The organism is Anaerococcus sp. Marseille-P3915, assembly GCF_900258475.1.
GTDB lineage: Bacteria > Bacillota > Clostridia > Tissierellales > Peptoniphilaceae > Anaerococcus > Anaerococcus kampingae.
The window spans coordinates 1,236,365-1,250,941 of sequence record NZ_LT984887.1 but is presented as its reverse complement, the minus strand read 5'-3'; the positions used below and the strand labels follow the sequence as shown (position 1 = coordinate 1,250,941).

Genomic DNA, 14,577 nt, shown 5'->3' with positions numbered 1-14,577 from the left:
AGAAGTTTATAAAAAATTATACAAAGAATATCTTAAAAATTCGAAAAAGAGCATAGATAAAAAAATCTCGGAAAATTTAAATTCCGAGATTTTTATTTATACTCTCCTAAAAGACCTTACACTTAGGTATTCATAGAAAAATATTGCAAATAAGATTATATAAAATCCTATGAAGGATAGGAAGGGGCTGGTGGGGCTTTTTAAGCCAAATATCTTTGTGATTAGGTTTAGGTAGATACTTGATAAAAATCCTCCTAGGTTTACTCCTACAAAGATGAAATTATTTATAAGCCTTGCTGATGAGCCTCTTACAAATCTTGATACTTCTGCTAGGATATATGGGGTGCAGAGGCTTTGGCAGAAGGCTAAGAGGGCCATGCCTGCTAGGTAGACTAGGAGATTTTCTCCAAAAGAGCCTAGGCTTATGTTAGTTAGGATGTAGATTACTAGGCCTAGAAGCAGGGTTTTGGACCTGAGTTTTCTATTTATATAGCCAAAGAGAAAGCCTGAGATCATGCCTGCTATGGGTAAGATTAGCATATACATATTTAGGTTTGCATCAGGACTTAGGCTTAGGCTTGCCACCTTGGCAAATCTAATTGATACTGCTGTTGTATTCATTATCATGATGCCTGCAAAGATTATATAAAAAATCATCTGGGCATTGATATGGAGTTTTTCATCTGATTCTTCTAGGTCCACTTCTTCTACTGTTTGGGAGAAAAATCCTAGAATAAGAAAGGCCAAGCTGTAGGTTAAAAAGGCATAGGTCCAAGACTTAGCTCCCCAAATTCCCGCTATAAAGACTAGGATCATCTGGCCTATGTATTCAAAGGAGTTTCTGATGCCGTGAAGGCTAGCTGCTTCATCTCCTTCATAAAAGGCATTGATGAGGTTGGGTGAGTGGCCATTATAAAAGCCCACTCCCATTCCTAGGATTAGCCTTGAGGCAAAGACTCCAGCATAGGATTTGAAAAATAGGGGAATTAGGCCAGATATACTCACAAAGAAAAGGCCGACTTGGACGGCTCTTTTCATCCCGATTTTCCTTGTTATTTTTTCATTTAATAAAATTAGTATTATTGTAGAAAAGGATGCTAGAGTTACTAGAAACTCTGCAGATGTAAGGGGGATGGCTAGATCATCAGATAATTTGATGAGCGAGCCGCTTATTACGCTATTTACAGATATAAAAAGGGCTAATGATAAAATCCCAGTCTTCCTAAAAATATCTTTTCTATTTGTATTCATCATTCACCTCAAAGATAAGAAATCATCTTAATCATACCAAGTATTTTAAAAAAGGTAAAGGCTAATACATTAGCTAAAAAAAGAGGGCAAGGCCCTCAAATTTTTATCTAGCATCCACATCCTTATATGACTGGTCTTTATCAAATTTCTTTGCCACATAAGGACAGGTTGGAATTATTTTTAAATTTTCATCTCTGGCATAAGCTACTACAAGGTCGACTAATTTGCCGGCAAGACCACGACCGCCATAGGCTGCATCCACTTCGGTGTGGTAGATATCAAGCTTATTTGCTTCTATCTTGTAATCGCATTTGCCAATTAGCTTATCTCCATCATAGACTTCTGACCTAGATTCTTTTTCGTTTAATGTGTATTTTATTTTATCCATATCATCACCTCGCTTTACTTATACCCATTTGTCATTATATTATGGTAAATTATTGTTAAAAGTGGTAAATTATTAGTAAGCAGATTTATTTTGCAGATTGGAGATTTTATGAAGAGAGAATATAAATTTTCGTCTATATTTTTAGTTAGACTTATATCCGTGCTAGCTTTGGGCCCAATTGCGGCTATTTTTGGCACAATCCTTGCTGATAAACCAGTTTTAGCTTTATTAATGAACATAATCATGTCTATTTTTGGCTTTGCCTTTAGCTTTGCCATAGCAGGTGGCCTTCTTAGAAATAGGATGGGCAAGGTGGGTGATTATCTAAATCAGATAAATTACATAAATTTCAGGGTGATAACTGTTGCCTTTATTATTGCGCTGGCAAGTAGTATTTTAAATTTTTTGATCCAATACACTGGTGGAACTCTTATAGGACAAGCCTTGGTGAATCCATCAAATAATGCTGTATTTACCATAGGGGCCTTCCTATTACCCTTTGTTGTCATAGTAATTATTGCAATTCTTGGACTTTTGACAGCCTATTCAAATCTTTATCTGGCTGATAATTATGATTTAGATGAGTCAGTCTTTACATCGATTAAAAATATTTTTGTCATTGGCAAGAAACTCATGGCTAGGTCCCTAGTAATTTATGCAATTTTTATAATAGGTCCTTCTGTTTTATTTACAGCATTTACCTTTGCATCTCTGGGTCTTAGTGGTTCAATCGTAATTTTTGGCATCGGTCTTGTTATATTTATCATTTGGATGGTAATAGCTATGATTTTATGCGATGTGAGATTTTCAGATGCTTATTTGGATTATAAAGATGAAATTAATTAAATTTTGGCTGTTACTTTTGTAGCAGCTTTTTTTATATTCCAAATTCAAGGCTATTTGTGGTATACTTTTTATAAAGGAAATTGTGAGGTGAATGATGGAAAATAATTTTGATAAGTACTCTGTCGTTTTGGATGGGGTCAGTAAGTTTTATAATGATGAAGAGATTTTAAAGTCTGTCGACCTTGAGCTTAAAAAGGGCAAGTTCTATACCCTGCTTGGCCCATCTGGTTGCGGCAAGACTACTATTTTAAATTTGATAGCTGGATTTATTGAGCCTAATTCGGGCAAGGTATATATCAATGGCCAGGATGTGGGCGATGTGCCTGCAAGCAAGAGGACTGTTAATACAGTTTTTCAAAATTATTCTCTCTTTCCTCATATGAATGTTTTTGACAATGTGGCCTTTGGCCTTGAGATTAAAAAGACTGATAAGAATGTAATCAAAGAAGAGGTAAAAAAGGCACTCGAGATGGTTGAGCTTGCTGGTTTTGAAAAACGTGAGGTAAGCCAGATGTCTGGTGGTCAAAAGCAGAGGGTGGCTATTGCTCGTGCCCTTGTCAATAAGCCTGATGTGCTCTTGTTAGATGAGCCCTTATCAGCCCTTGATATGAAGCTTAGAAAATCTATGCAGGTCCTTCTTCGTGATATCCAGTGGGAGCTGGGTATTACCTTTGTTTTTGTAACCCACGACCAGGAAGAGGCCCTAGCTATGAGCGATTGGATTTTTGTCATGGATAAGGGCAAAATTGTCCAACAAGGCCCTCCTACAGACATATATGATGAGCCAATCAACCGCTATGTAGCCCAATTTATCGGAGAATCAAATATCCTTAAAGCTAAGATGATCGATGATTATAAGGTGGAATTTGCTGGCAAGGTTTTTGATTGTTCTGATGCCGGAATCCCTAAAGGAGAGGCTGTTGAAGTAGTTATTAGGCCTGAAGATATAAGGGTGGTTGATATCGATGAAGCTGATATAAGGGTAAATATTGATAATATCCTCTTTAGGGGTGTTTTCAACGAGCTTATCTGCTTTGATAAGGATGAGTTTAGGTGGAAAATCCACTCAACCAAGGTCTTTGAAGAGGGCGATGATATCGGAATAGCGATTGATCCAGAAAATATCCATGTTATGCGTTATAACGAGAGCGAGGATGACTTTGATAAGAGGATGGAAGAATTTTCGATAGGAGATGTAGATGGCTAAAAAATACCAAAAGCTAAGCTTTATCTACTATTTGTGGATTTTGATTTTTATCATTGCGCCAATCCTATTGCTTTTTTACCAATCATTTTTTGATATATATGGCAATTTTACCTTTGATAACTATATAGCTTATTTTTCTAACAAAAATTATATAATAATGACCCTAAATTCCTTTTTGACGGCCTTTTTGATAACAGCCTTCACACTTTTGTGGGCCTATCCTTTTTCATATTTTTTATCAAAGGCCAAGCATAAGGATTTAATTCTGCTTTTGGTAATCCTACCAACCTGGATTAACCTAGTCCTAAAGGCCTATGCCTTTATAGGTCTTTTTAACAAAAATGGGGCTATAGCAGGATTTTTGGGGCTTGCAAGCGAGGGTATTTTATTTACAAATCCTGCCTTTATCTTGGTTGCATCATACGTAGAGCTTCCTTTTATGATTCTTCCTATCTTTAGGTCAATTGACTCTATTCCAAAAGAATATGTCATTGCTAGCGAAGATTTGGGGGCCAGCAAGTTTCAAACCTTTAGGAGGATAATCTTACCCCTATCAATGGATGGGGTCTTATCAGGTGTCCAAGCAGTTTTTATCCCATCTTTATCCCTATTTTTGATAACAAGGATAATTGGAGGAAATAAGATTATAACCCTAGGTACGGCTGTCGAACAACACTACCTAGTTACCCAAAACTGGGGGATGGGTTCTACCATTGGCCTGGTCTTGATTGTTATGATGTTTTTAGTAATTAGCTTTCTAAATAAGAAGGGGGGAGATTATGAAAAATAAGAAGTTTTCTTTGGCAAATATTTATTTGATATTTATTTTCATAATAATGTATCTGCCCCTAGCCTATTTAATTTTTTATTCCTTCAATAGTGGGGGAAATATGAATAGCTTTGAGGGTTTTACAATAGAGCATTACCTGGCGGTTTTTGAGGATAAGAGACTTATAAATATTGTCTTAAATACCATAATCCTTGCCCTCCTATCATCTGTTATTGCAACTGTGATTGGAACCTTGGGAGCTATTTCTATTTATTATATGAGAAGCAAGAAGCTTAAGCAGAGGGTTTTGGGCCTTAACTCAGTACTCATGGTTTTTCCTGATGTAATGATGGGGGCAAGTTTCCTAATCCTATTTAGCTTTCTTTTAAAAATCCCTATGGGTTTTTATTCGGTGCTTCTATCCCACATTGCCTTTTCTATACCAATCGTAGTCCTTATGGTTTTGCCAAGGCTATATAACCTAAATGCCGACATGATGAGGGCTGCAGAAGACTTGGGGGCAAATGATATGATTATCTTAAATAAGATAATTCTACCAAATATAGCAAGTGGTGTATTTGCAGGGTTTTTTATGGCCCTTACCTATTCGCTGGATGACTTTGCAGTGACATTTTTCGTGACTGGATCTGGCTTTACGACTCTTTCTGTAGAGATCTATTCTAGGGTAAGGACTGGTATTTCGCTTGAGATTAATGCTCTATCAGCCCTTATCTTTGTCATATCACTTTTAATGGTCATAGGCTACTATGTAATACAAAGTAGAGAAAGAAAGGCGGGTGCTTATGAATAAGGTATATAGATTGATATTGGCAGTCCTTGCCATGTGCCTGGCCTTATTTATCGGACAAAAAAGGCTAAATGCCAATAGCCACGGTTCAGATTCTAAAAATATATATTTTTACAACTGGGGTGGTTATGTAGACCCACAAGTCCTAAGAGATTTTGAAGAAGAAACAGGCTATCGCATAATCTATGAAACTTTTGACTCAAATGAGGCTATGATGGCGAAAATTGAACAGGGCAAGACTTCTTACGACCTGGCCTTTCCATCAGAATACACTGTGGAGATGATGAAGGCCAAGGGCCTTTTAAAAAAGCTTGATCATAGCAAAATTAAGGGTCTTGATAATATAGATGAGAGATTTTTAAACTTAGATTATGACCCAAATAATGAGTATTCTATACCATATTTTTGGGGATCTTTTGGTATAGTTTATAATAATAAAAAATACCAGGCAGAGGATGTCGACTCTTGGGCCAAGCTATTTGACCCTAAGTTTGAAGGAGAAATCCTATCCTTTGATGGAGCAAGGGAGACTCTTGGAATTGGCCTTTGGAAAGATGGACTTTCAGCCAATACCACTGATGAAACAGTCTTAAGAAAAACCAAGAATGAACTAGTAGATTTTATGGCTAATGTTAAGGCTATCCTTGCTGATGAGATAAGGATGTACTTGGCCCTAGAAGAGGCTGATATAGGCATTACTTTCTCTGGAGAGGCTGAAATTGCCCAAGAGGCAAACCCAAACCTATCTTATATAATCCCAAAAGAAGGCTCTAACATATGGTTTGATACTATTGTTATACCAAAGACAAGCAAAAATACTGAAGGTGCCTACGCCTTGATTTCCTATCTTTTAAGGCCGGATGTTGCGGCAAGAAATGCTGAATATGTTTCTTATGCTACACCAAATAAAAAAGCCTTAGACTTACTCGATTCTGAATTAAGGGCAAATACAACTCTCTATCCAAGCGATGAAGACATAGAAAAGCTTGAAATCTTTAAGGATCTAGGCAAGGAGATGACCATTCTTTATAATGACCTATATTTAGACTTAAAAATAGCTCCACAAGCAGATTAGAAACTCCCTTTGCGGGAGTTTTGCTATTTATAAGTGGCTTTTGGGTATAATGTTAGAGAAATAAGAAAGGATTTGAAATGACAAATATAATTAGAGATGAAATCTTAACTAATGAAGAAAAAATGATTGAAGATAGAAGATATATGCACGCTCATCCTGAATTATCAATGAAGGAGACAGAGACAACTAAGTTTATTAGAAAAGAACTTGAGGCTCTTGGTTTTGACCCTGTGGCAATCGAACCTACAGGACTTATGGTAGAGATAAATCCAGAAAGCACTGGTAAAACTGTCCTTTTAAGGGCTGATATAGATGCTCTTCCTATTGCAGAAACCAATGACTTTGAATATAAGAGTCAAAACCCAGGTGTAAGCCATGCCTGTGGTCACGATATCCACGCAGCCATGCTTTTAAATGCTCTAAAAGCCCTAGTTAAGGTGAAAGATGACCTAAAGGGCAGGGTAAGGATAATTTTCCAACCAGGCGAAGAAACTGGAGAGGGCGGCAGGGCTGTAGTAAGCCAGGGCCTTACAAAAGATGTAGATTCTGCCTTTGCAATCCATATCCACACTGGCTGGGATTTGGGCAAGGCAGCAACAGGCTATGGGGAAGTCATGGCCAATAACACCTTCTTTAATGTCGAATTTAAGGGCAAGTCCGCCCATTCATCAACCCCTCACCAAGGCAATGATGCCATGATGATGCTTGCAAATTTCATAAACGCAGCCTATGGAATCTCTGCAAGAAAGATTGATAATGTCTTTGACCCAGTTGTCCTAAACCTAGGAGTAGTTGAAGGAGGATCTGCAGCAAATGCAGTTCCTGCTGACATAAGAGTCGAGGGATCCTTTAGGTCATTTTCTAATAAGGCAGTAGATTTTATGGTTAAAGAATTAGAAAAGGCAGCAAGGCTATCAGCAGAGCTTTATGATGGAAGTGCTGAATTTTCTTATAATATGGGAGCAGGAGCAGTCATAAATGAAGAAAAATCCACAGACCTTTCTGTAGAGATTGCAAAAGATATCTTTGGCGAAGACAATGTTTCAACCGACCTAAAATTATCAGGTAGCGAAGACTTTGGTTTTTACCTATCAGGCTATAAGGATGTGCCGGGAGTTGACGGAACTTATATGTTTATAGGGGGAAGGGACCCAGAAAATTCAAAAACCCACCCACAAAACCACGCCCAAGATTTCAATCCGGATGAAAGGGCCATGAAATATGGGGCAGAGCTTTTAGCAAGATATGCCTATGAATATTTAAATAAATAATAGATTTTATATATTAGAAATGTTAAAATAATAAGTAAAAGATAAGAATTTGATTTATTTTGCGATTTCTAAGGAGAAATGATGAAGATTGTAATATTAGGAGCCGGCAAAGTCGGCTCTTTTGTAACCAGTGACCTTTCAAGCGAAGGCCATGATATAGTAGTAATAGATAATGACAAGGCTGTCCTGGATGACCTTTTGGCAACAAATGATGTTATGGGTCTTTTAGGAGATGGTAGGGATGTTGATATCTTAATTGAGGCAGGCGTTAAGGATTGTGACCTCTTTATAGCCATAACCCTATCTGATGATGTAAACTTAATTGCTTCAACCCTTGCCAAAAAGCTTGGCGCCAAAAACATAATAATAAGGCTAAGAGAAACCCAATATGTTAAGCATAAAAAGATGATTGCCCAGATGACAGATGCCAAATCAATCATAAATCCTGAATACATAGCAGCTAAGGATATACAAAGAACCCTTAAATATTCCCACGCCCTAAACGTTGAAGGCTTCTTTAAAGACAGGGCCTTAATGATGGAGCTAGTTATAGATGAGGGTTCAGACCTTGATGGGAGAAAAATATCAGACCTTATATCCTATTCGGAAAATTACCACACCCTGATAGGAATAATAAATTCAGATGGGGATGTAAGAATACCTCACGGTGATGACATTCTAAAGGCCAATGACAAGATTTATGTAATTGGCGAAAAGCAGGCGGTAGATAGCTTTTATAGGCACGAACAAAAGGGAGCCTACGATATAAAAAATGTTATGGTCATAGGTGCTGGAAATGTTTCAAAATATCTAGTTGGCCTTTTGCTACAAAGAGGTTTTAAGGTAAGTGTAGTTGAAATTGATAGGAAAAAGGCTGAAGAGATTAGCCAGATGCATTCAGGTGCTGTAGTAATAAATGCCGACGGATCATCGCCAGAGCTTCTTGAAGAGCTAAGGATAAATGACTACGATGCCCTCATTGCCCTAACTGGAATAGATGAGGAAAATATATTGATTTCACTTTTAGCCCAAAGATATGGTCTTGATAAGGTAATTGCCAAGGTCAATAGGACCAAGCTTTTAAAGATGACAGGAATCCTTGATATAGACACTACCTTTGCTCCAAAGATGGCTGCAAGTGATGTTATAAATAGGTTTGTAAGAAGTAAGGGTAATGCCAGAGGTCAATCTATTTCTTCTCTTTATAGGCTAGAAGATGAAAAAGTTGAAGTTATAGAATTTAAGGCTATTGAGCATTCCAAAATCCTTGATGTAAGTCTTAAGGATTTAAAAATCAGAGATGACAGCCTAGTTCTTGCTATAGAGCATAGGGAAAGAGATGGGGAAATAGAAGTACCAAATGGTTCTTCTAAGATAAGCCTGGGAGATTCAGTCCTTGTGGCAACAACCAGCCATGATTTCAAGGTCTTAGATGATATATTGGAGGAGAAATGAATCTTAAGATAATAAACCACCTTCTAGGCAGGCTCCTCCAGGTCTTGGCCTTTTTGATGGCCGTTCCCTTATTAGTAGCCTTTATCTACAACGAGAGCCTAAGAGATAAACTTAATTTCATAATACCTATTATATTTTCCTTACTAACAGGATCTATCCTTGTAAAATTAGGAGATGATAAGGGCCATATCTATACAAGAGAGGCCATGTTTATAACAGCCTTTTGTTGGATAATATTTTCGGTAATCGGATCAATTCCTCTTTATCTCACACCTACAAATTATCATTCAATAATAGATGCCATCTTTGAAATGGCAAGTGGTTTTACAACCTGCGGGGCATCCGTAGCCCTAGATGTAGAAAGACTTCCCCATTCTATAATATTTTGGCGAAGCCTATCCCATCTTATTGGAGGTATGGGAATACTTGTCTTTACTCTTGCGATTTTACCTAAGACTAATACAGAATCAGCATCACTTTTAAGGCAAGAGATGCCAGGACCATCCTTTGGTAAGATTACACCTAAGCTAAGCCAAACAGCTAGGGTCCTCTATATAATTTATTTGGCCATGACAGGTGTGACAGTAATATTTTTGCTCTTTGGTGGTATGAATTTATTTGATTCTTTAATCTATGCCATGGGAGCTGCTGGAACTGGTGGCTTTGGCAATAAGGGCCTATCAATAGGCTACTATGATTCAAGATATATAGAAATTGTCCTAACCATTGCTATGATTTTGTTTGGGGTGAATTTCAACTTATATTATTTCGCCTTGATAAGGTCAGCAAGAGATAGTTTCAAATCAGAAGAGCTCTACTGGTATTTGGGAATAATTGCAGTGGCTACAGGACTTATATTTATAAATATAAAAGACCTTTACGGTGACCCAGTTTATTCTGGCGTCCAATCCATCTTTACCGTATCGTCGATAATAACAACGACAGGTTATGTGTCGGTAGACTATGGGTCCTGGCCATTTTTTTCAAGAAACTTGATAGTCTTATTAATGCTAATAGGAGCATCTGCAGGATCAACTGCTGGTGGCTTTAAGGTATCAAGACTTGTAATCCTTGTAAAATCATCCATCAACCAAGTAAGAAAGGTAATCAACCCTAGGAGGGTCATAGTGAATAAGATGGATGGCAAGAAAATTGATGAGGACCTAGAGGAATCTATAAATAAGTATTTGGTAATCTATATTCTTTTGTTTGTCCTTTTTATGTTTATAATAAGTATAGAAATAGAAGATTTTGAAGCAGCCTTTGCTGCGGTAGCTACAACCTTTAACAACGTAGGCCCAGGTCTTAGGGACTTTGGACCAATCACATCTTTTGCGGCAATGAGCGATTTATCAAAGATAACCCTAACCATTGCCATGCTATTTGGAAGGCTTGAGATTTATCCAATGCTAATAATATTTTCACCTTTTACCTATAAAAATATCAGAAACAAGTAAAAGATGTTGACAAAATAGCAGTAAAAGAGTATTATATATCAGTCGACTCAGACCTCTTTGAAGTTCGAGTAAGTCGCTTATCCTGGAAGCGATAGACAAATGCCAGGACGAGTACAGCCGCTAGCTATTTGGGCGGTGTCTAAATGCAAGTAGCCGAAAAATACACAGGAGGAATGAATGAAATATCAAAAGACATGGACTGCAAGCCCATCAAACATCGAAAGAAAATGGTATGTTGTTGATGCTGAAGGCATGGTGCTAGGTAGATTAGCTAGCCAAGTTGCAGCAATACTAAGAGGAAAGAACAAACCAACCTTTACTCCACACTTTGATACTGGAGATTACGTAATCGTAATAAACGCAGACAAGGTAGTTCTTACAGGAAACAAAGAAGATCAAAAAGAATACAAGAGATATTCTGGATATTCATCAGGTCTTAAAATTACAAAATTCAAAGACATGAAGAATACTTACCCAGAAAGAATTGTAGAACACGCAATCGTAGGCATGCTTCCACACAACAAACTTGGTCGTGCAATGGCTAAGAAACTAAGAGTATATGCAGGAAGCGAACATGGTCACGAAGCACAATTCCCAGAAACTTTGGATCTAAAGTAAGGAGTAAAATATGGCAGAAAATATAATTCAATCAACAGGTAGAAGAAAAACCTCTGTTGCAAGAGTAACAATGGTACCAGGTTCTGGTAACATCCTAGTAAACGGCAGAGACTTAGACGAATATTTCAACTTTGAATCTCTAAGAATTATAGCAAGATCTCCACTTGCATTAACAGAAAATCTTACAAGCTATGATATAAGAGTTAATGTAAATGGTGGTGGATACAATGGTCAAGCAGGAGCTATAAGACATGCTATAGCAAGAGCACTTCTTGAAGCAAATCCTGACTATAGAATAGCCCTAAAAAGAGCAGGCTTCTTAACACGTGATTCACGTAAGAAAGAAAGAAAGAAAGCTGGTCTTAAAAAGGCAAGAAAATCTTCACAATTCTCAAAGAGATAAGAATTTTATATACAAGCTCAAGAAATTTTTCTTGGGCTTTTTATTTGCCCAAAATTTAGTACAATTAATTAATGAGTAATAAAATTTTTACTTAAAAATAGAGGTGTAATTTATGAACAAAATAAACTATGACAGGGTCATGGAGGATATAATTAAAAAAATTGATGAAGAAGGAAGAAGGCCTAGGCTTTTGCTTCAGGTTTGTTGTGGGCCTTGTTCTACCCAAGTTATTGAAAGGCTTAGGGATCATTTTGATATGGATCTTTATTTTTATAATCCAATGATCTATCCAAGGGCTGAGCTTGATAAGAGGGCGGAGAATTTGGAGAAGGTGGCTGAGAAATCTCACTTTGATGGACAAGTTATTATCCCTGCTAATGATATGGAAGACTTTAAGTTTGTGGCAGAAAAGAGAAAGGGTGATAGAGAGTTTGGAAATGCTTGCTATGATTGTTATGAACTTAGGCTTGATAAGACTGCCCGCTATGCAAAGGATATGGGCTATGAGTATTTTACAACTAGCCTTTCTATTTCTCCTTATAAGAATGCCCAGTGGCTTAATGAGATTGGGGCAAGGCTTGAAGAAGATCTTGGCATTAAATATCTCTATGCTGATTTTAAGAAGAAAGATGGCTATAAGAAGTCTATAGAGCTTTCAAAAGAATATGATATTTATAGGCAAGAATATTGTGGTTGTATATTTTCTAAAAGGGAAGCAGAAGAAAAATTAAACTCTTGTTAACTTTATAGTATTTGGGGTAAATATAAAATAGGAGAAAGCTATGGATGACTTATTATTAATCAAAAAAATAAATCCAAATACTGATACAGATACGATTTATCCATATAGTTTCCAACTTGATGAGCTATTTACCAGGAAGGATGCGATGGATATTTTAAGTGCGCTTAAAAATAAAGGAATTTTACCAAGCGATGAATTTATGGTTAAAGATAAGACCTTCACAGTTGAAATTTACTCCAAAGACACAACAAAAGTAATAAAGGAGATTTTAGATAAGGATTTTAAGATATATGGGGTATATATATCTTATGAAGATTATCTAGAGAAAGGAAGAATAAATGAGTAAAGCACTAGAATTATTAAATGAACAAATGAACTTTGAGTATGAGTCAGCATATGTATATAAGGCAATGGCTGCATATACAGATAGACTTGAAATGGATGGATTCACACATTGGTTTGATCACCAAGTAGCTGAAGAAATCGAACACGGTGAAAAAATGAAACACTTCCTACAAGAAGTAGGTTACGATGTTAGATACAAAGCTATACCAGAACCACAATATGATTATGAAAGCTTACTTGACGTATTTAAAGCAGCTCTAGCTCACGAAAAAGAAGTTACAAGAAGAATTCATGAAATAGCTGAAGTAAGTAAAGAAGAAGATCTAAGAGTATTCTCTTTCATCCAAGCCTTCATCGATGAACAAGTTGAAGAAGAAGATTCTGTTTCTAAGATCGTTACAAAACTTGAAAGAGCAAAAGACAATTGGGGAGCTCTATACATCCTTGATGGTCAAATGTTTGCTAGAGGTTAATAGTAATTATAAGCAGGGCAAGATTAGCTTGTCCTGTTTTTATTTAGGAAATTTTAAATTTAAGAATCTTGAAATTAAAATTAAGATTGTGTATAATATATTCAAAAGGAGAAATGTATGTTAAGCGCAACTTTAATAATTTTAAGTATAATATTAACTCTTGCATTTTGTACAATAGGATTATTCCTAGGCCTACCTATTTTATTGATAGGTCTTGTTATTGGAATATTTATTTTAATAATAAAGATCTTTGCAGAAGTCTTGTCATTGATTTTGCCTATCCTGCTTATAGGAGGCTTGGTATACTTGTATAGAGTGTATATGGAAAAAAGATCAATTTACGAATAAGAAAAGAGTTTGGATTTATTTCCAAACTCTTTTAAATTACTTAATTTTATAAATTTAATACAAAGTTTTCAATTGCTTCGCCTACAGCTCCCTTGCTATTATCTGCCTGGGTTACATAGTCTGCGCTTTGTTTTACTTGTAATCTTGCATTTCTTACTGCTATAGCAGTTCCAGCCTCTTCTAGCATGGCTACGTCGTTGTAATTATCACCGATTGCCATTACATTTTTCATATCTATACCATAATGGTCAGCGATTTTTTTAAGAGCTATTGCCTTATTTACACCCTTAGCATTTATCTCCATATACATATTTGATGAATAGCTTATCTCAAGGTCATAGTCTGTTATCCTTGCTATGTCAACCTCTAAGGCTTGTAGCTGGTTCATATTTGAATTCTTTATTATTGTTTTTAGAACTGTTTGGCCTTCTAGAAAGTCTATATTATCACCCTCTATAAGGTTTATGTGGCTTTCAGCAATGAGTGTTTCATCACTTAGGTTTATACCATATTTTTTATCTAGGGTATAAAGATAGAAGGTTAGCTTATTTTTATAAGCGTATTCAAAAATCTTTTTAGCGTAGGAGAAGTCCATAGCTAGGACATCTATAATTTCTTTGGTCTTCACATTCATGATTACAGCGCCGTTACAGCATATGACAAAGCGGTCATCTGCTATTACTCCGGCTTGGTCTGGTATATCAAATATTTCATAAGGGCCCCTTCCAGTTGCAAGCATGACTATTACTCCCTTATCTTGGGCAGCTTTGATAGCCTTTTTGTTTCTTTTTGGTACGAGGCGGTTATGATCTATTATTGTTTCATCAATATCAGATGCTATTAACTTAATCATAGTTTTATCCAAGAAATTTTTCCTTAAGATAGGTTATTATGTCGTCAGATTCATAGAGATATTTGCCATCGTGATAGAGGCAAGGTACTTGTCTTTTTCCACCTTCGTCTATTAGCTTGATCATGGCATCTCCATCTTCATTTATATTCACTAGGGGAATTTCTATATTATTTTCTTTCATGAAATCTTCAACTTTTTTGCAATATCTGCACACAGTTCCTACATATAATTTATAATCTTTCATGTTTACTCCTTTTTTGATAAAAAA

At 36.4% G+C, this 14,577-nt stretch carries 18 protein-coding genes; 14 read left to right on the top strand and 4 right to left on the bottom strand.

Annotation, left to right across the window (positions count from 1 at the left end; all coding sequences use genetic code 11):
- Positions 1-96 precede the first annotated feature (96 nt).
- Both C8269_RS06170 and C8269_RS06165 read right to left on the bottom strand, forming a co-directional pair.
- Positions 97-1,251 (bottom strand): MFS transporter, encoded by a 1,155-nt coding sequence (locus C8269_RS06170; protein WP_106460845.1) that lies wholly within the window; start codon positions 1,249-1,251, stop codon positions 97-99.
- A gap of 103 nt (positions 1,252-1,354) precedes the next feature.
- Entirely contained in the window at positions 1,355-1,639 is a 285-nt protein-coding gene (locus C8269_RS06165; protein ID WP_234025841.1) for a GNAT family N-acetyltransferase, read from the bottom strand.
- 108 nt (positions 1,640-1,747) lie between these two features.
- Between C8269_RS06165 and C8269_RS06160 the strand changes: the two genes are divergently transcribed.
- The 14 genes from C8269_RS06160 to C8269_RS06095 all read left to right on the top strand — a co-directional run bounded on the left by C8269_RS06160 (position 1,748) and on the right by C8269_RS06095 (position 13,456).
- Entirely contained in the window at positions 1,748-2,485 is a 738-nt protein-coding gene (locus C8269_RS06160) for a hypothetical protein (RefSeq protein WP_106460844.1), read from the top strand.
- 94 nt (positions 2,486-2,579) lie between these two features.
- Positions 2,580-3,692: an ABC transporter ATP-binding protein gene (locus C8269_RS06155; protein ID WP_106460843.1), complete on the top strand. Its 1,113-nt coding sequence runs from the start codon at positions 2,580-2,582 to the stop codon at positions 3,690-3,692.
- Complete coding sequence (locus tag C8269_RS06150; protein ID WP_106460842.1) at positions 3,685-4,482, top strand: ABC transporter permease; 798 nt, start codon at positions 3,685-3,687, stop codon at positions 4,480-4,482. The genes C8269_RS06155 and C8269_RS06150 overlap by 8 nt, the downstream gene beginning before the upstream one ends.
- A complete protein-coding gene (locus C8269_RS06145; protein ID WP_106460841.1) occupies positions 4,472-5,272 on the top strand; it encodes an ABC transporter permease in 801 nt (266 codons plus the stop codon). The genes C8269_RS06150 and C8269_RS06145 overlap by 11 nt, the downstream gene beginning before the upstream one ends.
- On the top strand, positions 5,265-6,344 hold the full coding sequence (locus C8269_RS06140; RefSeq protein ID WP_106460840.1) for an ABC transporter substrate-binding protein: 1,080 nt from the start codon (positions 5,265-5,267) through the stop codon (positions 6,342-6,344). The genes C8269_RS06145 and C8269_RS06140 overlap by 8 nt, the downstream gene beginning before the upstream one ends.
- A 77-nt stretch (positions 6,345-6,421) precedes the next feature.
- Entirely contained in the window at positions 6,422-7,615 is a 1,194-nt protein-coding gene (locus C8269_RS06135) for a M20 metallopeptidase family protein (RefSeq protein WP_106460839.1), read from the top strand.
- 81 nt (positions 7,616-7,696) lie between these two features.
- Positions 7,697-9,070, top strand: coding sequence for a Trk system potassium transporter TrkA (trkA, locus tag C8269_RS06130; protein ID WP_106460838.1), 1,374 nt, complete (start codon positions 7,697-7,699; stop codon positions 9,068-9,070).
- On the top strand, positions 9,067-10,527 hold the full coding sequence (locus C8269_RS06125; protein ID WP_106460837.1) for a TrkH family potassium uptake protein: 1,461 nt from the start codon (positions 9,067-9,069) through the stop codon (positions 10,525-10,527). The genes trkA and C8269_RS06125 overlap by 4 nt, the downstream gene beginning before the upstream one ends.
- Positions 10,528-10,704: 177 nt before the next feature.
- Positions 10,705-11,145, top strand: a complete 441-nt coding sequence (rplM, locus tag C8269_RS06120; RefSeq protein WP_106460836.1) for a 50S ribosomal protein L13 — start codon at positions 10,705-10,707, stop codon at positions 11,143-11,145.
- A gap of 10 nt (positions 11,146-11,155) precedes the next feature.
- The gene (gene rpsI / locus C8269_RS06115; protein WP_106460835.1) at positions 11,156-11,548 is read left to right on the top strand and encodes a 30S ribosomal protein S9; all 393 of its coding nucleotides are present in this window, start codon (positions 11,156-11,158) and stop codon (positions 11,546-11,548) included.
- Positions 11,549-11,660: 112 nt separating this feature from the next.
- Positions 11,661-12,290: an epoxyqueuosine reductase QueH gene (locus C8269_RS06110; RefSeq protein WP_106460834.1), complete on the top strand. Its 630-nt coding sequence runs from the start codon at positions 11,661-11,663 to the stop codon at positions 12,288-12,290.
- A gap of 40 nt (positions 12,291-12,330) precedes the next feature.
- Positions 12,331-12,636, top strand: coding sequence for a hypothetical protein (locus tag C8269_RS06105; protein WP_106460833.1), 306 nt, complete (start codon positions 12,331-12,333; stop codon positions 12,634-12,636).
- Complete coding sequence (locus C8269_RS06100) at positions 12,629-13,108, top strand: ferritin (protein ID WP_106460832.1); 480 nt, start codon at positions 12,629-12,631, stop codon at positions 13,106-13,108. The genes C8269_RS06105 and C8269_RS06100 overlap by 8 nt, the downstream gene beginning before the upstream one ends.
- A gap of 117 nt (positions 13,109-13,225) precedes the next feature.
- A complete protein-coding gene (locus C8269_RS06095) occupies positions 13,226-13,456 on the top strand; it encodes a hypothetical protein (RefSeq protein WP_106460831.1) in 231 nt (76 codons plus the stop codon).
- A 46-nt stretch (positions 13,457-13,502) separates the two neighbouring features.
- On the opposite strand, the gene C8269_RS06090 is transcribed toward C8269_RS06095, so the two are convergent.
- Together C8269_RS06090 and C8269_RS06085 are read right to left on the bottom strand one after the other, a co-directional pair.
- Entirely contained in the window at positions 13,503-14,309 is an 807-nt protein-coding gene (locus C8269_RS06090; RefSeq protein WP_106461139.1) for a Cof-type HAD-IIB family hydrolase, read from the bottom strand.
- Positions 14,310-14,313: 4 nt separating this feature from the next.
- Positions 14,314-14,553: a glutaredoxin family protein gene (locus tag C8269_RS06085; protein WP_106460830.1), complete on the bottom strand. Its 240-nt coding sequence runs from the start codon at positions 14,551-14,553 to the stop codon at positions 14,314-14,316.
- Positions 14,554-14,577: the final 24 nt, after the last annotated feature.